Raw genomic sequence first — 22,815 nt, forward strand, 5'->3', positions numbered from 1 at the left:
ATTTACTGTTTATCTGTAGTAATAGTGGTAGTAATTATTTCCTCATTTGACGCCTCTTCTAAGCTCTTATTCTTTGTTTCCGGAACAAAGAAGAACGTTACTAAAGCTCCTATAACGCTAACCACTGCAAGCATTACTAGCAAGTTCTTTATTCCCATCTCTGTCAATAAAGTTGGGAATAAGTAAGTAGTTATTGCCGCTCCTAATTTCCCTGAGGCTGCAGAAATTCCGTGACCTGTAGTCCTAAACCTTACTGGATAAACCTCGGCAGGGATAACGAAAGTTGTCGTATTTGGCCCAAAATCAATGAAGAAGAAGCTCAATGCATATAGCACGAACGCTGCCTCAGCTGGTATTAAGAACCCACTAACCTTAGGGCCTTTCGATGTGTAAGTAACTATCATTACGGCTGAAACTATGAGGTAAATTATTGCCATCATTACAAATCCTTGAATTTGTATAGTCTTCCTTCCTAGTTTATCTAATAAAGCTACTGCAGTAAAGTATCCTGGAAAACCTACAAGGTAGGGAACTGCTCCAAGGAATAATGCATAAGCAAGGTCTCCTTGGAAAACTGATAAGGGCAAAACTGTCGAGGACTTAGGGAACGGCGATCCAAATATCGGAGCAATTATTGGCGAAGAGTAAATTCCTGTTCCATAGAACGCTATATCCAATATGAACCAAGGAATTGTAGTACCTATTAATAAAGTACCGTACTTAGATAAGAATTCATTCGCACTCATTCTTTTTGCTACTACAGGTTGTTGTGCATCAATATTTCCTCCTAAGAAAGATGCAGCCTTCTTAGCTTCTTCTACATTTCCATTTGCTAATAGTGAATATCTTGGAGTCTCAGGAACTTTCCTCCTTAAATATATTACTGTCGCAGCTGGAATCGCTCCTATACCTGCCATAACTCTCCAAGCTATGCATGGAGGTAAAACTAAGGCAGAGATTATTCCTACTGCGGCTGCGGCTAACGAGCCTAAGGCTTGATTTGAGAAAACTAGTGCAATAAGTTTTCCTCTATCTCTAACGTTTGCGTATTCACTCATTATTGTAGCCGAGATTGGATAATCCCCGCCAATTCCTACACCCATTATAAACCTGAATATTATTAACCAAAGTAGGTTAGGAGATAGCGCGCTCAAAATCGCTCCTATAGTCAGTAAAGTAGCTTCTACTCCGTAAATCTTTTTCCTGCCCAAGTAATCTCCTAAATATCCAAATATTAGCTGACCTACTATTGCCGCCCACAACGCTATAGAAGCTAATAATCCGTTCCAGAAATCCTTATCTGGACCTACTAAATATGAAGTAAATCCTGGCATTACTATTCCCGCGTATTTGTAAGCGTCATTTATAGTAGTTAATATATAACCTATTATTAGTAAATCGTATGCGTCAGTGAAGAAACCCATTCCTGCAGTGTACCATATTTTTATATGATTAAACGTCAGTTTTAGGGAATCTATAGATCTAAACGGTGAAGGGAAAGATTTACTCATTTTTATCGAGTTGAATATAGAAAGTTCATATTTATACTTTCTCTACATAAAATAAATAGTTTTACATAAGCTAAATAGTTCTATATATTCAACTATAAAAGCCATCATTTACTTTTCTCTCAATCTCACCCAAGAGTTTAAGATTTATCCAAGCTCTCCCAAAAGTCCCTATATTCTCTTCGTCTATTGTAATTAAGACGTTGTTAGGATCTCCCCTAACTCTTATTAGAATTTCTTCAACTTTATGAAAATGCCCTTTCTTTTGACCTCTAAGTAGGTAATCGTTTTGCGAATACTGGTTAATTCTGACTTCCCAACCATCAATGCTTAAGGAATTCTGAAGATCTTGGACTAGTTTTTGAATATTTATATTTTTATCTATGAAAGCCTTTTGCATATCATATTTAGAAGATATAAAAATAAAAAATCGATGTTATAAAAGTTGAAGGTCATTATCTAAAGCATCAAACTTAAGCAATTTTTAGAAAAGAAGACCTTTTAAACTTATTATACCCTCTCCACTATTAATAATATAAGGTTACTTATTATGATTGATAAGGAGGTTTTTCGTCTTATTAATTTTCGTCTTATTAAGCTACTACTTTATGTTGCAAAAAGAGAGAATGCAGACGTTGACGCGACCAAACTCCAGAAGATATTCTTTTTGTTAGAGAAAGAGAAAGGAGTAGAGTTAGGACTTAATTTCGAACCATGGTTCTTCGGTCCATACTCTGAACTACTGCAAGACTACATTGACAAACTAATTGAACTAGGTGAAGTTGACGTAATTGAGCATGAGGTCAAAGATCCTTTCACAGAATTAGTGATAACGTACAACAGTACTTATGTGCTAAAGGGCGAGTTTAAGCCAGAAGAAAAGGACGTAGATATTATGGAATTCTTCAAAGAATGGGTTAGGAAAAGTAGAAGTGAGATTCTAAAATACGTCTACGAAAAATACCCAGAGTATGGTAAGTACTCCTTAATTAGAGATAAGATTTTGGGTAGTTAAATGAATAAAAAGTCAATATTTGCTAAGTTCCTCTTAAACTCCTTAAGTTTTTTCGATACTGTAGAAGCTTTATATAAAAGAATACAAACAGAACAAACAGGAGAAGAAAGTATTTTATCTGATATTAAACTCTTAGAGGAACAGAAGATTTTTAATATTGCGAGGTTTTTTGAAACTTCAAGTAAAGCTTTTCTTGCAACATATGGAGTTATAATAGTTTACCCCGTATTTTTAATATCAACGGTAGAGAGGGAACGCTTAAAATGTCAAAGGCAATTTCAGAAAATACTAAATTCGTTGCCAACTTTATTAAGACAAGCTGTTAACACTAAGAAAATTATAGAAAAATTGAAGCATGATCCGATAGGGAAATCTCAGATATCCGATCTCCTAATTACAACGGCCAATTTCTTAAGATGTATGCAAAAAAAGGAGTTGGCAGAAGTTTATGAGAATATCGCAAATTTCTTGAAAAAGCCTGCTAATGAAAGAAACTATTCAGATTTGTTTAGATTAAGAAATGAGATCACTAGAGTAATCCAATTTAGGAATGAATATGAACAGTTGCTTAGCCTAATTAGAAAATGCCTTGAAGAGCAAGAAGAAGATGAGGTTTGTAAAAACTTACCAGATGAGAGTAAGAAAATGTTAGAAGTGTATAAAGAAAAGCCTTATTTAATTGATCAAATACTACTTATGTTAGATCTGAGTCTCCAAGAACTTTTTGATGGTTTACTGCACACTGCTTATTTGGCTAGAGCTGCAGAGACTGCAGACTATATCATAGGGAGAGAGGAAGCAGACTAAAAATATTTGGAGGAAGTGAGGGATCATCAGAAGGAAATAATGGAAGTAATGAGAAGATTTGCGGAAATAAATAGTCGGCTAGTGAGATCTGGTGAGGTAGACAACTTTATGGCTGAAGTAGAGAGTGAGATCAGGAAAATATTAAAGGCAAAGACGTAAATAAATGGTTAAGTTTATAATAATGCGCATAACCAATTTATGAAACTCATAATGGTATGGATCTCTGGTTGTAATGTCTACTATTCCAGATAAAACACTGCATTTCAAGTTAGCTTAAAGGTTTATTATAAAATAATTTTAAAGCTAAATCTAAACCTTTAAACATCCCATTAAAATGGGAAGCCTCCTTAAATGGTGGAAAGCCCCCTTATAGGAATTTTAAAACCTCTTTTCCTATGGCTAAGAGTTTCCGGTAGACAAAATTGTGCGTATACTACTTATGAAAACAAAGCCCTTATTACTAGTTATACCTTGCTTTAAGCTCAAGGAGGGCCTAATGTTTTAAAGGAGGTCAGTCAACTCTTCATCAATATCCTCAACGCACAATCCACTTCCATGGTATGCTAGCTTATGGCTTTTAGCACTTGCAATATAGAAAAAGCAATGCGTGAGGTCGTAAAATTAACTCTTGTCTGCTCTCCTTTCTAATATACTCTCCATTTAGAAACGTCGTAAAAAGCCCTGCAGACTTCGTTACCCATTTCCTTTGAAGGTAACGCCAGGATTACAATGCTCTTCTCCGCCTCTTTCATTATATAAGACGCTAGCGTCTTTTTGGACTCGTCGTCTAAATTTGCGTAAGGTTCATCAATTAATAATAGCTTGTGAGGTTGTGAAATAACCAACTCTAGGAGTAACTTCTTCTTAGTACCTTGAGAGAGTTTTGAAAACTTCGTGTTTTTCCACTTCTCGTAAATTCCGAATATATCCTTAACCTCAGTATTATATAACTCCTTTACTAGGTTATAGTAGTCCTTTACGGTCAAGTGTTCATAAGGCTTCATGCCCTCTACGTGGAAGCTTATTTCATCCTGACTTAGTTCCCTTCCGCCAAACTTCACTTCTCCTTCTGCTGGAATTACCTTAGCAATTGCCAATAACAACGAGGTTTTCCCACTACCGTTAGGTCCAGTTAAACAGATGGGGTTATTATCTTCAATAATGTTAACGTTTTCGAGAATTGTCGTGTTCCCCCTCTTTACCGTTAAATTCCTTATTTCCATTAAATGCCCTTGCACGTGTATAGTTTCGCTTTCCTATACCTTTAATATAGTATAAAGTCTGTGTTTAAGACTAACGAAGTTTACAATAAATTAGGGTTAAAGGGTAAAGCCTCGCTATTCGCGGTAGACACAAGAATAATATGACATTAATGAGGATAATGGAATTTATAATTGTATTAGAAGTTCAATCAGGAAAGATAGAGGTGAGAAAGAGGACGCGTTAGAATGCATACGATAAATAGTTTACTTATAAGGCTACTAATTTAAAAGGTCTTTCTCTCCTTATTTGTTTTTCACGTGTTGACAATGGGAAGAATTTAAACTATTGTTCTCAATTAACTTATTTACAGAAAATCTAGTAGAAACGCTATTTTAAAGGAGGTGATTTTGGGTCTATCGTAGAAGGGTAAGGCTTGTAATTTTTTATTAACTCTAAAACTAGCTAGACTGTAACACTTTTACGAAACTGCTCGTTACTCTAAATGTTGTTTTTGAATAGTTAATTTATATGGTATTACACTATATTTTTAATATTTTTACTGATGATCTTTCAACTGATGGCTGCTCACAAGGGTAATGGAGTTTCCCTCGGAGGGCGTATGAAGCCCGTGGCGGAATTAGAAGTTAAGGATAAATTACGCCACGAGTAAACACAGCTACTAGCGAGTGATCTATTAAAAAATTCAACTTATTCTCATTTATCAAGAAAATCTTAATTTTAGGGTTTAAAATATATTTGCTCACTTTTGCACCACCATCTCATGGCTATCTCAGTAGGTGTCACTGCAACACCCGAGAAACAACAAGTAGAAAATGAAGATACACATAGTTTTGCATGTATCAGTGTTTGATAATCCTAATTTTTATCTTTGATCATTAATGGATAGTAACTATACAAATTTTTAAGTAAAGGTTGGTGTCTTATTTTCAGACTTTATTACCAGTTATTCACATTTACTATCATTTAGTAGCATACCAAAGGGTCTTTCTCATTTTCAATTAATCTTTAATCCTCTTCCTTAAGTTGAATTCTATTCCGACAACCATAGAAATTGCAGACACAATGGCATACAATATCAAAACTTCCAGGATAGTGCAATACTTGACGTAAGGTAGATTTGTGCCGTAAAGTCCATAGTACACAATCTTCGTCTGGAAGTATATCTCTCTCCAGTTGTGGAACGCCGTGGGGAAATAATAAGGTAAAGTGAATAGAACGTAGAGCATCAGATGAGGAGCGTACTTTTGTAAATAATAATCAATAAGCACGTTGCCGAAAAAGTATAACGTTACAGAGAAGAGTAGGGCTGACTTTTGGTCTGGTATAAAGCTACTAAACGCTATTGTCGAGGTTATTGGTATTGTAGATAATAGAAGGAGCAATATCGAGAGCCTTTCGTAATCATCCACAGTAAATTTCTCTACTGGTGAGGAAATTGTGATGAACAGAATTAGTGAGGAAATTATGCTTAAGATAGTCAAGAAAGTTAACTCTATCATTACCTTATTCCATACGTAATTGCGGAACGAGTTCCTATATATCGACTTTAAGAATATGTAATGCGCCTTCTCCTCTAGATCTTCTGAAATCGTTACAGAAGCAAGCGCGCTAGAAATGAGTGAGATATAAAACCAGAGATTGTATGACAAGTAACTGAGGATGAAAAGGCGTGCCTCGCTAGGTAACTTGTGAAGAAAATAACTGGAGTAAATATATAGAAATATCATGAATATCATGTAAATTGCCAAGGATATCATAAATTTCCTAGTTAAGAACACCGTTTTCGCTACAAAACGTTTCATGAGAATAACTACCATTGTTGTTTTAATTAGGTATACGAAAGTCGGATTTTACGACTTAATTTTAAACTAATATTCCAAAATATTTATGTAATGTTTGATGCTAATAAAATTTAGATCGAAAAATTGGATAACATTAAGATATAATTCCGTAAGTGATAGAATTTTGGACATGTTATATACTCCGCCTATTTGGAGCCTTTATTTAAGTGAAATGAAACGTGAGAAATTATCATCAAATTTGTCCATAACTAGCGGTTTTTTCATATCACCAGATATTGCAAAAATGATTAGTATACCAAATTATGAAATAGGTAAAGAAATTAAATTAAGGCCTCTCGAAAACATAAATGTAGATCTAGCGGATATACTAATGAAAAGACGTAGTTCGAGAGAGTTTAATAACAAACTTAAATTTGATGAACTATCTTCGATATTAGTTTATGGTGCAGGTAAGAGTTCTAAAGATAAGTATACTGGAAGAACATTAAGAACTTATCCTTCTCCTGGTGCATTATATCCTAACTCCGTTTATGTACTTGTTAATAACGTTGACGGACTTGAGAAAGGGATTTATTATTTTAACCCAGATATATTATCAATATATTTACTTTCGTCTAATGAAGAAAGAATTAAAGTAATTTATTCTGGGTTTATGGATAGGGATATGGCTTCTAAAGCGTCGGTTATAATATTCTTGGTCAACAACATCTTAAGAACTGTTTTAAAATACGGCGAATTGGGATTCAAATTATCGCTAATAGAAGCTGGAATAATAGCTCAGAACATTGTATTATTAGCTACGGCTTTAGGGAAAAAGAGCTTAATTTACGAGTCCTTTATCGATAATAAATTGGAAAATGGTTTAAGTATAAATGGAGTCACTCAGTTTATTTCAACTACAATTCTACTAGGTTAATCTTCTTTTTTACCTACTATTTTTATCACGTTATAAACTATGGGAATCACGCCTATTACTAAGTTAATTAAAATACCTATTGTAGCCCACGTTAATGATATCGTTACTTGATGAGGAGGTACTTTATAACCCCAAACTGCAACTATTTCGGAAATACTTTGCTTTTCTATTGTTTTAATTATTAAAAATTCAATTAGATTCCCTAGATCCAAGTAATAATAACTTAAATAATGAGTTCCTATTATATTAAGAATTATGCCATTATAAAATAATGAATAGAAAATAAAATTGAATACTATGCTTATTCTGGGATCACTAAATAAGGATCCAATACCAACCATTTGTATATTAATTACTATAAGTGTTATTGATAGAATTAGTGAGATTTCTAACATTTGCATAAACGATAGACCTACTAGGTAATAGTTAACGACTCCAACTATTGTGACGCTAAGGGCTATAGATAAGGCAGACATTAAGATTATTGCAGATAACACCTTCGACGATAAGTACCTTTTAATATTATTTTTGAATAACGATTTTAGGAAAACGACCCTCGCAAAGTTCTTTTCTTCTGATATTATGTCAGAAAGGAAGATTGTTAGAATAAAGAAAACGTCAGATAACATAAGGGACGCTATAGATGGTATCACTGCAAATTTAACATAAGGATATGGATTTGTGCTAATAGAAGTATACGTGAATAATGCGTTTAAAAAGATATAAATTACTACTATTATTAAAAATCTCCTTCTAGCAAACATTATGCGTAAACTTTCCCTTATCATCATTTACTCTTTGCACGAAATTTACCTTAAACTAGTAATAAAGTCTGAAAATAAGACACCAACACTTACTTAAAAATCGGTAGAAGAAGCTGTATTCGGCTTCCATTTATTTCATATAGATAATTTTAATAATATAGATAATATTATAGATAATATAGAGTATTTAAATTATAAAACTATATTTGATTATGAAGTTGATCCTTACGACATGGGATATCTTTATTATGCCTTTAATAGAGAAAATATAACAAAAATAGAAAACTTTGTTAAAGAAACTTTTAAAGAGAGTAATGAAATTTATGAGCCTTTAGATCTTTTAGATAGAATAGAGGAGTTAAAAAATCTCAAAGATCATACAATTCAATCTGATTACCTTTTATCAATAATCAAAAACACATTCATTAATGAGATAAATGATGATCCTATTATAATAGATATAACAAACGAATTATTCGAGGATTTAGGAATCTATACATATAAAGCAATATCAGACAAATTACTACCTTTTGCACCCTATGATTATATATTAAAACAAAATCATCCCGCTATAAGGAAAAAATACTAAATACTCTTCCTAATCCCTTCCCTTAATAAGGTGATAGTTCATGAAAATTAATTTAAACAATAAGACAGTTATTATGGTAATATCATTCCTAATATTCTTAATGTTTCTCGTATTCTTTAGTGTTTTAGGACATATAATAGGTTACAGTTATTATTCTGCTATTGCTCAAATTTATTATATAGTTAGTTATATTCTAGATCTATATTTCTCCATAATAATATTTGATTATATTACTAAATTTAATGTTAGATATAATAATATACAAAAAAGGGAAAAAATTCTTTTGATTAAATATTTAAGTATTTATAGTTTAGTAATTATTATATATGGATATTTTACGCTAAATTTGGAACAAAAATTATTCTCAAATGAACTTGTATGGGCTATTAGCAGTGCGCTGCAAAATCCGAAATACAGCTTAATTTATAATTTACTGATGTCTTTTATAGTACCCAAACTAGAAATTGAATTTTTCTATAAGAGATTATATACGTATCTAGGCTTCATAAGAGCTGCATTATTTTATTCTATAATAGAAATGCTTGGAGGATTAAATATATTAATAATGCTCTATCAATTTGCCATTAATTTCGTATTTTACTCTATTTTAATTTATTTCTATAGAAAAATAAATAACTTTGACTATCTTCTTATTCCTTTTTATTTATACGAAATATATGAAATTATTTTTACGTATTTTTTATAGTTTTTACTTCTTATTTTCCTTTATTAAGTCTCTTATGTACTCTAACTCTTTAATAGTATTAAATAACTCCTCCTTACCCTTTTCAGTTATTTTATAAATTACCTTTTTACCAGTGATAAAATAAAAACTCTCCCTACGTTCAATTAAGCCATTGTTTAACATCACCTTGATGTGAGAATCTAGATTCCCCTTAGTTATTCTCTCCTTTTTAGTAAGTTCGTTTACTTCGTTAATCATATTCAAGAGTTCTGTAAATGAAAGGGGGCCTTTGACGTAAAGGAAAATAAGTACGAGAACTTTAACTCTGTCTAACAACAACGTAAATTCCCCCTGCAAACAAAAGTAGTGAAGTTACTAGAAACGAGGATATGCCGGTAAAATAATAGACGGGAGAAAATAGTACGTAAATCAAGGAAAGTTTGTACATCATGTTATTAAACTTGTCTGTAGCTGGACTTCCTGAGGGTAATAGTATAATAATAGGAATTAAAGGCACAGTTGTAACTTCGAATAAAAACAGGTTATAATTGGGTAAAATGCTGTTAGCTATCATGTAAATGATAAATATAACTATCTTAGTAATGTAGTAATTTTTAAATTTGTTATGGCCAAAAAATAGCATGCGTAGCCTTATAAATTGTGAATACTTAAAGATTAGAGCTGTAAAATAAACAGTTATAATAAACATGAAGGTTACACCAAATATGATACTAATCTCTAAATTTTTGAGAGATATAGATAAATAGTCGGCAATAGCAGCTATTGCAATTAGGAAGAAATAAACTGAAGCAAACCTTTCATAGCTATTCATAAAAAGCTTCTGCATAGCTATTATGTCTTCCTTGGTAAGTTTCTCTTCCATTAACCTATAGTCTTTAAAGCAAGATAAAAGCTTACCGTGAAGAGTAACAATCCCTCTTTCTCTGCACACTAGTTTGATAGTAACTCATTGTTTTACTACCTTGCTTTGCTTCCGGAAAGATTTACGTTCGTAGTCTACTCAGACTGTAACATTTTTACGATAATCATTTCTAAATGCCGAATGATCTCTCAACTGATGACTGCTCACAAGGGTATTGGCATTCCTCGGAGGGTGTATGAAGCCCGTGGCGGAATTAGAAGTACGGGTAAACACTTATTATGACACCTAATAGATTAGACCATTTATAACGCTTAATGAAATGGGAGCCACTATTCCTTGTTTTGTTTTTATTTCATGTTCTCTATTTTTTATGTCATCTGAGTCTAACTATTTCACATTCTTCGTCTTTCCGTATTCTCTTTTCTCATCATTTTTATTGCTGGGTTTGCCTAACGGTCTACTTATGCTCATCAACCTCTCTCTTGTTGTATTTGTCCACTTTCGGTGCTCTTGCAGTTCCTTTTAATTGCGAATCCAAAGAAAATGAACAAGGTGAGGTAGCTTACCAAGGGGTTTTGGCGGAGAGGAAATTAGTATAGCAAATGTTATATTTTCTACTCTGCACATGTAGTTAGGAATGCTTTCTGACTTTGGCAAGTTAGTAAAGGACAAACTAGGTTATAACTTATTTCCTTATCAATCTTACGTAAGCGAGAGAATAATAAGAGAACTGGAAGAAGGGAAAAGTAACTTCATAGTAGTTTCAATGCCTACTGGAAGCGGTAAGACTGTAATAGAACTCTTCATGGCATATTACTTCCTTAAAAAAGGAGTAAAGAATGTAATCGTAATGGAGCCAACAAGGTTGCTTTGCGATCAAATGTACTTCAATTTCTGGAGGAAAATCTTTGGGGAAGACGTTGGGATGGAGTATGAAGGAGAATGCACTGCCTTTGAGGAAGGTAAAAAGATAATAGTTTCAACTCCTTTTACTGCAGAAAAATGTGCTCCAGAAACTGAGGCAATAATCGTTGACGAAGTTCACCACGCTTTTGGAGATAGTAGATATGAATCCACATTAGTTAGTTTAGATCCTAAGTACTTGATTGGCTTTACTGCTCTACTTCCTTCTTATAAGAAATACATGGTAGACCCTAGGCTAATAGAAAAGCTCGGTAAGCCAAAATTCTTAAACTACGATTTTAAAGCTTTAGCAGAAATAGACCCTACTTTTAACCCTCCCAAAGCAATTGCTGACGTGTTTGATGCGGAAATGAATAAAATAGAGGATTCTGCGTATGAAGCTTTTTTCAGAGGCCAAATAAAAGGTGATAAAAACACTTTAAAGTTCCTTGAAATTACGCTTTATAGTTACGGTAAGGAGGCCTTTTGTGAAAGCCTAGGCAGAATGGAGGGAAAAATAGAGGAAAACCCTCAGCTAGACTTCCTTTGTGAATCTAAGGAGTTAAGTCATAAAGCTAGGGCTTTAAGGCAAATTCTTTCAATATATAAAATAGAGGATTTTAAACCAGTATTAATTTTCACTAGCAGAAAAGCTACCGCTTATGAGTTCGAAAAAGCAATAGAGGATTTAGACCCGGGGAGGATAAAAGTTCTAACCGGGGATTCGTCAAAATTTGAGAGACAAAAATTAGTTAAAAGTGCTAAAAGAGGAGAAATTGACGTAATTATATCTACATTAGTAGGCGAAGAAGGTATTGATATTCCAGAGGCGAAGTTATTAATTATGACGGACGTTCCTCAAAGCCCTTTAAGGTTTTACCAGCGTTTAGGGAGGCTAATTAGGAGTAAAACTGATGATAACAATAACGATAGTGAGAATACATTAAAGTACTTGGTAGTAGCTTTGACTCCAAAAACTCCTGAATACGATAATTTGGACGACGCACTTAGGAATCTGTATCTGGAAGGAGTTGACGTAAGCTATATTGTAGAAAAGAAGGAAGGCAAAGGTCCTGTTGCCAGAGTTGTCGATATAGTGAAGAAGGAAGGAGGGGGTACTTCATTTTCTAAGTTAGACAGTAGCATTGGAGAAATTTCTTCTATTGAAGTATTACTTTCTCCAAAAAACGTTGAGACCCAAATGGGAGATTATGTTGATAGGGCAATAAAGGAAGGTAGAATTTTCTATTATTATGACGTTGATAAAATGGCTGACCTAGCTTCTAAGGTGCTTTTAGGTAGTTACTGTAATTTATGTTTTGGAGAAAAGTGCATGAAGATATGCAAGGATTGTATAAGAGAAGTTGGTAAGCTGTTGATTTCCAAGAAGGGTAGAGTGAAATTAGAGAAGAAAGGGATACTTTTGCATTACATGAAACTAGTACTCCCCGAAAAAGTAGATGAAATAATGAATGCAATGAATAAAGAGAAGGATGAAATAATGAAAAAAGTTGAATGCGCCTCCATCTCTCTTTCTTCGACAAAAAGAGCTAACGTGTATTCAATAATCATTAATTTTAACGTAAGCGTAGACGGAATGACCATTTATCCTAAGTTGCAACTGGATTATTATAACGCCAACGAGCAAGAGATTAAACTGGCAGAAATCAACGCCAAAGCTATAGGATATAAGGCAATTTATCTGTTTTTGCAACAGTTAAAATAGTTTAAAACTGTTCAATAAAAACGTAATATGTACAATCCAAAACTATATTAATACCTTCATTAATATATTATATTTGGCAAAAGATTCGGTGGAATGAATGCACTCGCATCTGAAGGTTTTTTATGAAGAATCCTTCCCTATTTTAAAATTAACTCACAAGTTACCTATTCTAAAACGAGGGAGAGGAAACAGAGTCTGGGATATAGAAGGAAAAGAATACATAGACTTTGACATGTCTAACGGAGATGCGTTACTTGGCTACGGAAATCCAGAATTAGTCAATTCAATCTTAGGAGGAAGTAGCAATCAAAAAGAAACAATAGAAAAGCTCAAACGAAGGTTCTCATTAAGGTCTGTTAAAATATTTTCAAGCGAAAAACAAGCAAAAGCTTACGCTATTAATTTAGCTAGACAGCTTTCAGGAAAGAGGAAAATAATAAGGTTCGGCCAAAATGATTTAATAAAGAAGTGCGATTTAGGAGAGGAGATAATTGCAGAATGGAATAACTTAGATTATCTAGAAAAAATTGTGAGGCAAAACTACGATATTGCAGCAATAATTTTCGAACCAATAGCTACTCACATGGGACTAATTTTACCTGAAAATGGATTCTTAAAAGGGGTAATGGAAATCTCAAAAGAATATGGAATTATAACTATAGCAGACGAAATAAAAACCGGAGGAAAGTATTACAACGGTGCTTCAGGCTACCTAAAGATTAAGCCTGACATAATACTATTTGGGAGAGCGCTAGCAGGAAGTATACCAATAGGGATAGTTGGAATAAATTATAAAGAAGAAGATTACGTGAGAGCCAGTCCTATTTCAATTAAAGCTTTAGAAGTAACTTTGGACGAACTGAACGAACAGAGTATGTATGAAATGATGAGACTTAACGATATCCTTGTTAAAGGCTATAAGGATTTAATAGAAGATAACAAGATCAAGGCATCAGTAACTAGTTGGGGAATTAGCGGTACAATATATTTCAGAGAAAGTCCCCCAAGGAGGTATTCAGAATTTCTAGAAATTAATGTAAAGAAATGGAATAAATACTTTAAAGGCATGCTAGAGTCAGGAATAATTCCAATGAACAACTATGATTCACAATGGTCAATCAGTAAGGTGCATACAGAAGAGGATATAAGAGTACACTTAGAAAAATTGAATAACGTAATAAAAACGGTTTTGTCTCATTAAATAGCTTTATATCCAAACAATTTTTCTAGATATGCTTGTTCCCATCTGTCCTTCTGTAAAGTGTAATCTCTCTTTAACTGGGGATCTTTAGTCGGCTTTGGAGGTTGCGTTGTTAAGTCCATCTGAAATTGTAAACTTAACGTCTCCAACTTTCCTTCTAAATTGCCCATATAGGCCCAGCCAACGAATGCGTATTGTACTGGCACTTTCTCGCTTACTCCTTCCATCTCTAAGATTTTATTTGCAGCAAACATAGCGCTTTCAAATGCTATCTCTTGGTTCTTAGGGAAAGGTAGCTTTGCTGCATCTCCTGCAGATAGTACATCGTCATATTTAGGATGCCTTAAATCTTGAGGAGATCTAATATCTACAAAACCTTTACCTAATCCTGCCTCATCAATAAACTTAGGTGCTCTATTAGGCTCTAACATCGCTAGAATAGTGTATTTGTATTTTTCTCCAGAACTAGTAACTACGTAGTCTTCTCCAATTTCCGTAATTTCTTGGTTTGTAACTAATTGAATTCCTGCTTTATCATATGTTTGCTTTACGATATCCATTATGAATGGTGGTTGAGTTTTATCGTTAGCATCTATGTGAATAATGTTAAACTTCTGCCTTACTCCTCTATGTGTTAAGACCGTATGAGCAAGTAATGTAGTTTCAGTAGGTGCTGGAGCGCATCTGTAAGGAGCTTTAGGAGCGTAAACTATAACTGTACCTTCGTTTTGAGTCCATAATCTTTCCTTAAGCACGTTAACTCTTCCTGGGTCGTAAACAGTGGTATTTTTCCACCAGTATTTTTCATAACCAGTTATTTTAGAACCATCAAATACTATCCCTGGCGTTAGAACTAGGTAGTCGTAATCTAGGACTAAATCTTTATTACCAAATGTTGATTCGCTTACGTAAACCTTCCTATTATCGGGATCTACCTTATAAACATTGCCTACCACTAATTTTATTCCTTTTACGCCCACGTTTTCATAACCTCTTATAATTCTATGGTAGTTTTGTTCTCCAGTTAAGATTAAAGGTCTGCTAGGCCCAGCAAAATAAAAGTCCTCCTTATTTATTACGGTAATCTCGGCTTTTCCCTTTAACTTATCTGCTAATGTATTCGCAATACCCATTCCAGCTATTCCGCCACCTACAATTACAATCTTTTTCATAGTAGAATAGTTCTTTTAACAGTATTTAGGGTTTCTTAGAAAGAAACCTAACGTAAAGACTTAAATTAACTGAATGAGAGTTATTATATTTTACTTTGACATAACTTTATACTAAAAAGTTTGAGAATAAAGATTTTTAACAAAATAAATAGCTAGATCTAACGAATTTTAGCAAATAAAGGTTTATTTTTAATAAAACACAATCCTATATTGTGAAGAAGATCCTTAAAAGTCCTGCAGATGTTTATTTGGAAGAGGCTGACGAACTCTTAGATAGGGGCGATATAGTTCAAGCTTCAGAGAAGTACTATAAAGCTGCGGAAGAAGCAATAAAAACCATATCTGTATATCTTAAAATCAGCCCAGAGAATTGGACCTTGGCTTCTATTAATAGAGCTGCTCTAGAGATATCAAAAGATCTAGGTGAAGAAATTCTAGATTATTGGAATAGCGCTACTGCCCTTTATACCGCTACTCTAGATCAAGATACGTTAAAAATTTTAATAAAAGATGTAAAAAGATTAGTTGAAATTGCAAACGAGAAATATAATGAATTACTTGGAAGAGGCTGACGAACTCTTAGATAGGGGCGATATAGTTCAAGCTTCAGAGAAGTACTATAAAGCTGCGGAAGAAGCAATAAAGTTAATTTCAAGAAGGCTGAATTTAGAACCAATTCTTTCTGAAGTTAATAAGAAAGAAAGATGGAAATCAGAAATATTATTTAAAGCTGCTAGGTTAATTAACGAAAAATATCCAGAAGTGTTTAAAATGTGGAAATCGGCTTGGAAACTTCATGAGGACGGCTTTCATGAATGTAGCTTGGATTTGGAAACTACAAGAGTTTTAGGAGAGATCGTAAAAAATACTCTAATGAAGATCCTTAGCTAGAAAATATCACTATTGATGGAGAAAGAGGCAAAGCTTGAGACTTCTTACCTTTAAAGTCTGGCACGTTAGGATCATTACTGTCGTAGACGCTTAATTGTCCTAAATTGGTTTTTCTCATTATATAATTTGCATAATTAGCTAAGGTCCTTATTTCATCAAATTCCTGTAATGTAAGCAATGATTTCCTAAAGATACCATCGTAAGCTTTCATAGATGAGTAAACTTTCTCTAGCTTCTCATTTCCTCTAGCAAATTCAAATAAGCTTTGACCTTCTTCGATAGCTTTAGCAACGTCTTTAGCTAATGATAAATCGTTGTTCACATAAATAACTGCCTTTTCGCCTTCTCCTACTATTCTTTCTAATTCCTTAATTTCGCTTATAACATAATCTATGTAACCTTTTTCAACAACAGCGTCTGGATAAATAGTAAACTCTTCAGGCTTAGGATACTCCTGTTCTGCAACTAAACCAAGGAAAGCTTTACTCCAAAGTTCTTCTGCTATATGAGGAGCTGCAGGATAAATCATTCTTAGCCAAGCTGAAATCGATTTCTTTATAAGATCTTCATTAATACCGGTAGTAAAATCTAGATAATCCTTGAAATCGTTATAAATACCATATAGAATTATATTATAAGCTTCAAAGAAATCTAGATTTCTCATTTTCTTGTCTACAGTTTTTATTTTCTCACTTATTATACTTGATAACCATTTTTCCGCAGTTCCAAAGTTATTCCCTCCTTTTGTCTCTAATAGTTCTACTATTAAGGAGTAAATTCTCTTAAGTTGATCTGCAATAGAAGTGACAACTGACGAATTAAACTCGACGTCCTCAGAAAGTTTAGGAGTAGCCAAGGCTATCCTAACGGGGTCTACGCCGTACTCCTTTATGGCCTTACTTAATGGATAAACGTTTCTAAAGCTTTTGCTCATTTTCTTTCCTCCTACTCTTACGAATCCGTTTATTACTATTTGCCTTGGCAACTTACCTAAGATTTCCAAATGATTATAAATATAATAAGGAATATGATTTTGTATCAGATCTCTTCCGCTATGCCTTGAATCTACTGGATACCAGTAATTGTATTCCTTCCTTAATTCCTCAACTTCTTCCTTACTTATTCCTAGTTCTTTACTAATCTCTTCAGGATTTCCTAAACCTAAAAATACGTAGTCAAAGAGCTTATCGTTAGCCTTCTTGAGTAAGTGAGAAATTGTATAAAATGCGGTATAAATTGTAGAATCTGATAAACTATCAATTATTTCGCTTTCGTCCCAAGGTAATTTAACTCCTAAACCTCTGCTTCTACCTACTGCCCTCTTCCTTAAATTAAATATTGCCTTCTCTATATCTTTTCTAACTTCTGACGGAACAAAATTTATGTTATCTAAAGAATTCAGAACAGCCATTTTCCACTCCGGGTCATCGTAGGCTATAAACCATTGGTCTTTTATTACCTTTACCACTATTTGCGCCCCGCATCTACAATAAATGGGGCCATTCATTATTTCGTAAATTGTGTCATGCCTACCTATGCTGTTAAGTAATTCTACAGTAGATATCCTTGCGTCCTTTACGGGTTTACCGGAGATCATTTCCTTAACGTACTGCTTCATATAATCTGGAACATACGTAGATACATCTTTCATTACTCCTTTATAATATTCAATTCTGTATATTTGATCAGCAAAATCCTTTAATTCAGCCATGTCCCTAATGTCTATTTCTTCAGTGGGTATTTCAGGCAAGTCTGGAGAAGATATTACTGAGTAATAATCTTCAATTCCGTTATCCTCTGCAATTATTTTATGAATAGGATCGTGAGCAGGAGTTAGCATAATTAAACCAGTACCTATTGAAGGATCTACCAATTTGCTCAGAACCACTTTAACCTTTTTCCTTGTTACCGGATTTACTGCCTCTTTTACTTTCAACTCTTCAGGTTTAACTTCTCCTACCTTCTTAAGTTCTTTCTGATAAGAAAGTTTCTCGAATGCTTCTTTAGAAAGTAAAATCTTCTTCCCTGAATATTCTGCGATCACGTAAGTTGTTAAAGGACTAATTGCCACCCCTACTCCTGCAAATACCGTCTCTGGTCTTGAAGTTGCAACTGGATAAAAGTAGTCTCCTTCAAAGAATATGACGTCTAATTTTTCTATTTCTGGTTCTACATCACCTTTAGTATCATGCATTCCTACTGGAAATTGATCTCTAGGGCAATAACCTACTGCGTCAGTTTCTTTTACCAATTTCCCTTTATCCTTAAGTTTCTTGAATTGCCATTGGATAAAATTGGCAAATCTATCATCTACAGTAGTAAAACTCCTTCTCCAATCCACGCTTAAGCCTACAGCCTTTGCTGTTTTCTCCATTTCTTGTCTAAAGTACTCAGCCAATTTATAAGGATCAGAAAGATCCTTTATTTTCTCTTCATCGATTTCGTAAACGTTCTTGAAAAAATCTATGATGTCTTGGTCCCCTCTTTTTATTGCATCAGCCACAGATAATATTGGAGTACCAGTAAATTGGAAGGCAAAGGGAAATAGAACATTATAACCTTTCATTCTCATATATCTGGCATAAATATCTGCAGTAACATATGTTCTACCGTGACCTATGTGCATCGGGCTATTAGTGTAAGGGAAGGGGACTGTAATGAAATATTTCTGTTTCTTTTCATCAACCTTAGCTTCAAATATTCTCCTTTCTTCCCAAACTTTCTGCCATTTTTCTGCTATTGCATTAAAGTCCATAATATCAATATGAAATAGGAAGATATAAATAATATTGAGAGAATAGTAGAGTTTAAACTAGTTATATATAATAAATAAATTCTCTATGTTGAGAATGAGTGCATCCAACTTATTTGAAACTTATTCATAGATCAACATTAAATTCGACGTTAGCTCTTAATTTAATTAAAGTGTTATCAAGTTAACAATAATCCCACGTTAGGAAAGTTTTACTCATTTATAGTTGGACACACTCTCGAGAATATCCCTTCTTGTATCTTACTCCTTGCTTACTTTTCTATCTCTTATTATATACCATGTTCCTAAACCTACAGCACCTAACTTGCCTTCAGAATCCTTGAATTCAATTTCAACAACTACTGCAGTCCTTCCTTTTCTTAACACCTTAGCTTCAACGATAAAGGGACCTTTATACATGGGTTCAAGAAAATTTACCTTAAGTTCTTGAGTAACCTGGTCTATTCCATCATTAATTGAAGCAACTGCCAATCCGCCTGCGTAATCCATGGAAGTCATTATCATTCCGCCGTGCAAAACTCCTCCCCTTCTACAGATCTTCTCACTATAAGGAATTTCAAGTTTCGATTTACCATCTTTAACTTCTATAATTTTCATACCCAAGTATGAGGCCACTGCCTCACTTTCTATTATCCTAAAATCCATATAAAGGCTTGAAATTGTTAGCTTATATGTTTTAATGTACTCACAATTCTTCCTTGAATTCCACTAAGTTTAAATCTCATCAATAAAAACTAGAATACAATTTAGTATGATATATTCTAGTTAATAACATATAATCTCTAATTATAACATAATTTCATTAATACTAAATTAAAGAAAAATCTCTTACACTAAATAATATAAACAAAATAAATAAATTATATACAATTTTTTCTCTTTATCTAAAGAGAGTACGTGTCAGAAATTAAGTATCTCATATCCTTTAGCTACAAAATCGGCAATTACTGGGCCTACCAATGTCACGTTTAAGCCTTTAACTTCCTTTAATTTATCAGTAATCTTCATATTATCTCCAACTAATTGACAAGCATAAACGTTCTCAACTTTTATTAACTGTTCAAGCATATTCATTATGTCTGGATCTTTTTCTGCAATTAATTGCTCACTAGGACCAAAGAAAATAACTTGAACGTCATCAAACAAGTGCTTTTGCTTACCTACTAAAGCTAAAGTTAATCCAGTTAATATCTTAGCCTTCTGATCTTTACCCGAATTTATCATTACAACTATGTTTTTAGCCATAACCTACTTTCCTTTCAAGATAATTTAAAACTTATTAACATAGATTAACGGGACTCTATAAATAATATTAGGAAAAACAAAATGTTGTTACATTTAACTATTATTTGAATTACACCGTTGTCAACAGTTTTCGATAAGCAGTGAAGTTTATGTCATTCCTAATCCTTTTCAACGCTATTAAGTAAGCTGAGTAAATAATTTATAAATACTGTAGTCGCGTATTAACATGTAGAAGAGGGCCCTACAATGAACTCTATGAGCAATGTGAGGGGGAGGATGGGCTCAATGAGGCTCCCCATGTCGTGGCTGGCTCCCTAACCTAGGCGTGGGGAGCCGGACAGGGGGAATGAGGACGAGGAGTTGAATACAAATTCATGAAACCTCAATGAAAGTCCGACCCCTTGCGGATATCCGTAGCCTTATGGTTGATATTCATATGGATAAGGATTGCACATAAAATATTTTATTACTATCGTTATATATACATGAGTTTTTTGCTTATAGTCATGTTGCTTCAGATTAACATTAGTATAGATTTTTAACTAAGTTAGCGTATAAATAGGTAAGACTAATATAGAAAATTTTTTTTAAAAAAGATAATGTAAGACTCTTACGATAATGTTATCCAAAATTGTGAAGCTTCCGATCACTGATAGAGAGTTCATAAAGTCTTGGTTTAGTGATTTAAATAACATAGTAAATTGTATTCCATCAGCGTTAAAGGATGGTAATTCTGTATTAATAGAAATTCCTTCCATCATAATAAATAAAAAAATTAAGATGAAATATTATATAAGGATAGATAAAAATTTCTGCCAACTCACTTTGGAAGGCAAAGAAGATAAAATGAAAATAACTGTAATATTAGATGATGAGCCTTTTGCGCAAATATATTACGAAGGTAATAATGAAGCAAACTTTTACAAAATTTTCGATGAGATTGGTAGGAAACTAAAGGAAAAAATCTATTTTGATTATGTAAACTACAAGGAAAACTTCAGGAATGCGAATTTATCCGAGCATCTTAAGAGGATTTCATTCGTAACAAAATTAGTCGCTAAATCTAAATTAATCCTAGAAAAGGAAATAAATACAAACGACTTAATTTCTTCTCTTGAAGAATTAATAGCCAGTTGCAATAATTATCCAGTATTATACATCTCAGCTTATGGAGACGGTATTTTCAGATTAATATTCGTCAATGGAGAATTCAGAGGAATTTACATAAACTATGGAGGAAAGGAAAGCTATGTTGAGGAAGATTTAAAAAATCTTAAAGGAAAATTTAAAATTTCAGTATACGCAACAAAGCTAGGTGATATTTTACCTACTGAGGAGTAACTTTACCTTCTTCTACCTCTTCAGTTAGTTTAGTTCCTAAAGTTTCTGGACCTAAGTATATTCCAACACCGACTAGTAACGCCCCTAAAATTAATAGTACTGCTGTAGAAAACCACACATTAGTTGGCGTATCAAATGACTTAAATAAATACTGGTGCATTAACGGAACATATATGCTAAACCACCCACCTATAAAAATCCCCGAAGAATAACCAAAACCTACGCCCGAAGCCCTCATAGAGGCCTTAAATCTTTCCGATAAATATATTGGGACTATTCCCCACGGCGCTTGTGTGAGGAAACCTATTATTATTACCGCTAAAGTTGATAGTGCGGCACTTCCTATAGTAGCCGAGTAAATAAGAAGATAATAAATTGGAATTGATATGATAGCAGTTATTATTGCCCATATAATTGTTATTTTTCTCCTACCTACAATTTGAGATAATGCACCTATAGTTACGGCTCCGGCAAAGGCTGCATAAGTTCCGTAAGAATATATTGTTTCCGCTTCACCTAAGCTATATATAGACGGGCTATTCTCCAAAATGGTAGGAACATAAGCAAATAAGGCATAAGCTGAAAAGAATAAACCAGTCATGTAAAGCATAACTTGAAAGAAGTCCCTCCTATAAGGCTTCCTAAATAAATCTAGGAAGGGGGATTTCCTGATTAATTTATTTGCTCTAACATCTTCGAAGACTGGAGTTTCTTTCATAGTAATCCTAATTATTAACGCAATAACTGCAGGAACTAATGAAGTTAAAAACAAGTAGCGCCATGCATAAGAATCTAAAGCCTTTACCCCAAAGAACCCAATAAATGCTGCTTCCACTACTGCCGCCAAGGCAGCACCAAATGAAAACCCTCCTTGTACTATTCCGCTAATTAAGCCCCTCCATTTAAAAGGAGTCCACTCCATTGCGAAGGGATGTCCTGCAGCGTACTCTCCACCTGCAAATATTCCCACTGCAATTCTAATTATAATAAAAAGGATAAAGGATAATATTCCAACTGTGGCATAAGTTGGTAAAGTTGAAGTTAATGCACTTGCTATTCCCAAGCCGAGGATAGTAATTATTAAGTCTCCTTTTCTACCTATCTTGTCTCCTAAATGGCCAAAAATTGCGGAACCTAAAGGCCTAAATATTATTGTTATGGAATATGATAATATGACGGAAAAAGTGGCAATTAAAGATGATGCAGGAGGTAAAAGGACCTTTGCTATTACCGGAGCAATACCTAATATCATTGTCAAGTCGTAGGCATCCAAAAGAAATCCAGTAAATTGGGAAACTATTGCTTTATAACTGTTTGACGAGAAGCTTTCAGGTTCCATATTGCTTATACATTAATAAATAGTTTAAATT

Annotated in this window: 23 protein-coding genes; 11 read left to right on the forward strand and 12 right to left on the reverse strand. The window is 33.6% G+C overall.

Annotation, left to right across the window (positions count from 1 at the left end; translation table 11 throughout):
- Positions 1 to 2 precede the first annotated feature (2 nt).
- Together D1867_RS07615 and D1867_RS07620 are read right to left on the reverse strand one after the other, a co-directional pair.
- Positions 3 to 1,511, reverse strand: coding sequence for an MFS transporter (locus D1867_RS07615; RefSeq protein ID WP_155863502.1), 1,509 nt, complete (start codon positions 1,509 to 1,511; stop codon positions 3 to 5).
- A gap of 88 nt (positions 1,512 to 1,599) precedes the next feature.
- Entirely contained in the window at positions 1,600 to 1,908 is a 309-nt protein-coding gene (locus tag D1867_RS07620; RefSeq protein WP_155863504.1) for a hypothetical protein, read from the reverse strand.
- A 150-nt stretch (positions 1,909 to 2,058) separates the two neighbouring features.
- Between D1867_RS07620 and D1867_RS07625 the strand changes: the two genes are divergently transcribed.
- The 3 genes from D1867_RS07625 to D1867_RS12450 are packed head-to-tail and all read left to right on the forward strand — an operon-like array spanning position 2,059 to position 3,489.
- The gene (locus tag D1867_RS07625; protein WP_155863506.1) at positions 2,059 to 2,523 is read left to right on the forward strand and encodes a conjugal transfer protein; all 465 of its coding nucleotides are present in this window, start codon (positions 2,059 to 2,061) and stop codon (positions 2,521 to 2,523) included.
- Positions 2,524 to 3,330 carry a conjugal transfer protein gene (locus D1867_RS07630; RefSeq protein WP_240872197.1) on the forward strand — a complete coding sequence of 269 codons (807 nt, stop codon included), beginning with the start codon at positions 2,524 to 2,526 and terminating at the stop codon, positions 3,328 to 3,330.
- A 6-nt stretch (positions 3,331 to 3,336) separates the two neighbouring features.
- A complete protein-coding gene (locus tag D1867_RS12450) occupies positions 3,337 to 3,489 on the forward strand; it encodes a hypothetical protein (protein WP_240872199.1) in 153 nt (50 codons plus the stop codon).
- Between the two features lie 485 nt (positions 3,490 to 3,974).
- On the opposite strand, the gene D1867_RS07635 is transcribed toward D1867_RS12450, so the two are convergent.
- Together D1867_RS07635 and D1867_RS07640 are read right to left on the reverse strand one after the other, a co-directional pair.
- Positions 3,975 to 4,553: an ABC transporter ATP-binding protein gene (locus tag D1867_RS07635; RefSeq protein WP_155863508.1), complete on the reverse strand. Its 579-nt coding sequence runs from the start codon at positions 4,551 to 4,553 to the stop codon at positions 3,975 to 3,977.
- Between the two features lie 999 nt (positions 4,554 to 5,552).
- Complete coding sequence (locus D1867_RS07640; protein ID WP_155863509.1) at positions 5,553 to 6,356, reverse strand: hypothetical protein; 804 nt, start codon at positions 6,354 to 6,356, stop codon at positions 5,553 to 5,555.
- A gap of 97 nt (positions 6,357 to 6,453) precedes the next feature.
- Between D1867_RS07640 and D1867_RS07645 the strand changes: the two genes are divergently transcribed.
- Positions 6,454 to 7,272, forward strand: a complete 819-nt coding sequence (locus tag D1867_RS07645; RefSeq protein ID WP_155863511.1) for a SagB/ThcOx family dehydrogenase — start codon at positions 6,454 to 6,456, stop codon at positions 7,270 to 7,272.
- On the opposite strand, the gene D1867_RS07650 is transcribed toward D1867_RS07645, so the two are convergent.
- Positions 7,269 to 8,060: a hypothetical protein gene (locus D1867_RS07650; protein ID WP_155863513.1), complete on the reverse strand. Its 792-nt coding sequence runs from the start codon at positions 8,058 to 8,060 to the stop codon at positions 7,269 to 7,271. The genes D1867_RS07645 and D1867_RS07650 overlap by 4 nt on opposite strands.
- 208 nt (positions 8,061 to 8,268) lie before the next feature.
- Here D1867_RS07650 and D1867_RS07655 point away from each other — a divergent pair, with 208 nt between their 5' ends.
- Positions 8,269 to 8,625 (forward strand): hypothetical protein, encoded by a 357-nt coding sequence (locus tag D1867_RS07655; RefSeq protein WP_155863515.1) that lies wholly within the window; start codon positions 8,269 to 8,271, stop codon positions 8,623 to 8,625.
- Positions 8,626 to 8,665: 40 nt separating this feature from the next.
- A complete protein-coding gene (locus D1867_RS07660) occupies positions 8,666 to 9,331 on the forward strand; it encodes a hypothetical protein (protein WP_155863517.1) in 666 nt (221 codons plus the stop codon).
- Positions 9,332 to 9,334: 3 nt separating this feature from the next.
- On the opposite strand, the gene D1867_RS07665 is transcribed toward D1867_RS07660, so the two are convergent.
- Positions 9,335 to 9,649: a winged helix-turn-helix domain-containing protein gene (locus D1867_RS07665; RefSeq protein ID WP_162309163.1), complete on the reverse strand. Its 315-nt coding sequence runs from the start codon at positions 9,647 to 9,649 to the stop codon at positions 9,335 to 9,337.
- Positions 9,630 to 10,193 (reverse strand): hypothetical protein, encoded by a 564-nt coding sequence (locus D1867_RS07670; protein ID WP_155863521.1) that lies wholly within the window; start codon positions 10,191 to 10,193, stop codon positions 9,630 to 9,632. Before D1867_RS07670 ends, D1867_RS07665 begins: the two co-directional genes overlap by 20 nt.
- Positions 10,194 to 10,830: 637 nt before the next feature.
- Between D1867_RS07670 and D1867_RS07675 the strand changes: the two genes are divergently transcribed.
- The gene (locus D1867_RS07675) at positions 10,831 to 12,822 is read left to right on the forward strand and encodes a DEAD/DEAH box helicase (protein WP_155863523.1); all 1,992 of its coding nucleotides are present in this window, start codon (positions 10,831 to 10,833) and stop codon (positions 12,820 to 12,822) included.
- A gap of 97 nt (positions 12,823 to 12,919) precedes the next feature.
- The gene (locus D1867_RS07680) at positions 12,920 to 14,023 is read left to right on the forward strand and encodes an aminotransferase class III-fold pyridoxal phosphate-dependent enzyme (RefSeq protein ID WP_155863524.1); all 1,104 of its coding nucleotides are present in this window, start codon (positions 12,920 to 12,922) and stop codon (positions 14,021 to 14,023) included.
- Here the strand turns inward: D1867_RS07680 and D1867_RS07685 are convergent.
- Entirely contained in the window at positions 14,020 to 15,195 is a 1,176-nt protein-coding gene (locus tag D1867_RS07685) for an FAD-dependent oxidoreductase (protein WP_155863526.1), read from the reverse strand. The two genes, D1867_RS07680 and D1867_RS07685, sit on opposite strands and share 4 nt — an antisense overlap.
- A gap of 212 nt (positions 15,196 to 15,407) precedes the next feature.
- Here D1867_RS07685 and D1867_RS07690 point away from each other — a divergent pair, with 212 nt between their 5' ends.
- On the forward strand, positions 15,408 to 15,767 hold the full coding sequence (locus tag D1867_RS07690) for a PaREP1 family protein (protein WP_338077999.1): 360 nt from the start codon (positions 15,408 to 15,410) through the stop codon (positions 15,765 to 15,767).
- Complete coding sequence (locus tag D1867_RS07695) at positions 15,745 to 16,086, forward strand: PaREP1 family protein (protein ID WP_155863528.1); 342 nt, start codon at positions 15,745 to 15,747, stop codon at positions 16,084 to 16,086. The genes D1867_RS07690 and D1867_RS07695 overlap by 23 nt, the downstream gene beginning before the upstream one ends.
- Here the strand turns inward: D1867_RS07695 and leuS are convergent.
- The 3 genes from leuS to D1867_RS07710 form a co-directional block, all read right to left on the reverse strand.
- The gene (leuS, locus tag D1867_RS07700; protein ID WP_155863530.1) at positions 16,079 to 18,841 is read right to left on the reverse strand and encodes a leucine--tRNA ligase; all 2,763 of its coding nucleotides are present in this window, start codon (positions 18,839 to 18,841) and stop codon (positions 16,079 to 16,081) included. The two genes, D1867_RS07695 and leuS, sit on opposite strands and share 8 nt — an antisense overlap.
- A gap of 258 nt (positions 18,842 to 19,099) precedes the next feature.
- Positions 19,100 to 19,504, reverse strand: a complete 405-nt coding sequence (locus D1867_RS07705) for a PaaI family thioesterase (RefSeq protein WP_155863532.1) — start codon at positions 19,502 to 19,504, stop codon at positions 19,100 to 19,102.
- 255 nt (positions 19,505 to 19,759) lie between these two features.
- Positions 19,760 to 20,104: a DsrE family protein gene (locus tag D1867_RS07710; protein ID WP_155863534.1), complete on the reverse strand. Its 345-nt coding sequence runs from the start codon at positions 20,102 to 20,104 to the stop codon at positions 19,760 to 19,762.
- Positions 20,105 to 20,722: 618 nt separating this feature from the next.
- Here D1867_RS07710 and D1867_RS07715 point away from each other — a divergent pair.
- The gene (locus tag D1867_RS07715; protein ID WP_155863536.1) at positions 20,723 to 21,445 is read left to right on the forward strand and encodes a hypothetical protein; all 723 of its coding nucleotides are present in this window, start codon (positions 20,723 to 20,725) and stop codon (positions 21,443 to 21,445) included.
- Here D1867_RS07715 and D1867_RS07720 read toward each other — a convergent pair.
- The gene (locus tag D1867_RS07720; protein ID WP_155863538.1) at positions 21,432 to 22,784 is read right to left on the reverse strand and encodes an MFS transporter; all 1,353 of its coding nucleotides are present in this window, start codon (positions 22,782 to 22,784) and stop codon (positions 21,432 to 21,434) included. The two genes, D1867_RS07715 and D1867_RS07720, sit on opposite strands and share 14 nt — an antisense overlap.
- Positions 22,785 to 22,815: the final 31 nt, after the last annotated feature.

Source organism: Acidianus infernus, assembly GCF_009729545.1.
Taxonomy (GTDB): Archaea; Thermoproteota; Thermoprotei_A; order Sulfolobales; family Sulfolobaceae; genus Acidianus; species Acidianus infernus.

What these genes read in the sequence shown, in the direction of transcription:
- D1867_RS07650 (WP_155863513.1), bottom strand. Translation starts at nt 8,060, where the DNA reads ATGATAAGGGAAAGTTTACGCATAATGTTTGCTAGAAGGAGATTTTTA.
- D1867_RS07615 (WP_155863502.1), bottom strand. Translation starts at nt 1,511, where the DNA reads ATGAGTAAATCTTTCCCTTCACCGTTTAGATCTATAGATTCCCTAAAA.
- D1867_RS07660 (WP_155863517.1), top strand. Translation starts at nt 8,666, where the DNA reads ATGAAAATTAATTTAAACAATAAGACAGTTATTATGGTAATATCATTC.
- D1867_RS07640 (WP_155863509.1), bottom strand. Translation starts at nt 6,356, where the DNA reads ATGAAACGTTTTGTAGCGAAAACGGTGTTCTTAACTAGGAAATTTATG.
- D1867_RS07695 (WP_155863528.1), top strand. Translation starts at nt 15,745, where the DNA reads ATGAATTACTTGGAAGAGGCTGACGAACTCTTAGATAGGGGCGATATA.
- D1867_RS07685 (WP_155863526.1), bottom strand. Translation starts at nt 15,195, where the DNA reads ATGAAAAAGATTGTAATTGTAGGTGGCGGAATAGCTGGAATGGGTATT.
- D1867_RS07625 (WP_155863506.1), top strand. Translation starts at nt 2,059, where the DNA reads ATGATTGATAAGGAGGTTTTTCGTCTTATTAATTTTCGTCTTATTAAG.
- D1867_RS07630 (WP_240872197.1), top strand. Translation starts at nt 2,524, where the DNA reads ATGAATAAAAAGTCAATATTTGCTAAGTTCCTCTTAAACTCCTTAAGT.
- D1867_RS07675 (WP_155863523.1), top strand. Translation starts at nt 10,831, where the DNA reads ATGCTTTCTGACTTTGGCAAGTTAGTAAAGGACAAACTAGGTTATAAC.
- D1867_RS07670 (WP_155863521.1), bottom strand. Translation starts at nt 10,193, where the DNA reads ATGGAAGAGAAACTTACCAAGGAAGACATAATAGCTATGCAGAAGCTT.
- D1867_RS07620 (WP_155863504.1), bottom strand. Translation starts at nt 1,908, where the DNA reads ATGCAAAAGGCTTTCATAGATAAAAATATAAATATTCAAAAACTAGTC.
- D1867_RS07705 (WP_155863532.1), bottom strand. Translation starts at nt 19,504, where the DNA reads ATGGATTTTAGGATAATAGAAAGTGAGGCAGTGGCCTCATACTTGGGT.
- D1867_RS07645 (WP_155863511.1), top strand. Translation starts at nt 6,454, where the DNA reads ATGCTAATAAAATTTAGATCGAAAAATTGGATAACATTAAGATATAAT.
- D1867_RS07720 (WP_155863538.1), bottom strand. Translation starts at nt 22,784, where the DNA reads ATGGAACCTGAAAGCTTCTCGTCAAACAGTTATAAAGCAATAGTTTCC.
- D1867_RS07680 (WP_155863524.1), top strand. Translation starts at nt 12,920, where the DNA reads ATGCACTCGCATCTGAAGGTTTTTTATGAAGAATCCTTCCCTATTTTA.
- D1867_RS07710 (WP_155863534.1), bottom strand. Translation starts at nt 20,104, where the DNA reads ATGGCTAAAAACATAGTTGTAATGATAAATTCGGGTAAAGATCAGAAG.
- D1867_RS07635 (WP_155863508.1), bottom strand. Translation starts at nt 4,553, where the DNA reads ATGGAAATAAGGAATTTAACGGTAAAGAGGGGGAACACGACAATTCTC.
- D1867_RS07655 (WP_155863515.1), top strand. Translation starts at nt 8,269, where the DNA reads ATGGGATATCTTTATTATGCCTTTAATAGAGAAAATATAACAAAAATA.
- leuS (WP_155863530.1), bottom strand. Translation starts at nt 18,841, where the DNA reads ATGGACTTTAATGCAATAGCAGAAAAATGGCAGAAAGTTTGGGAAGAA.
- D1867_RS07715 (WP_155863536.1), top strand. Translation starts at nt 20,723, where the DNA reads ATGTTATCCAAAATTGTGAAGCTTCCGATCACTGATAGAGAGTTCATA.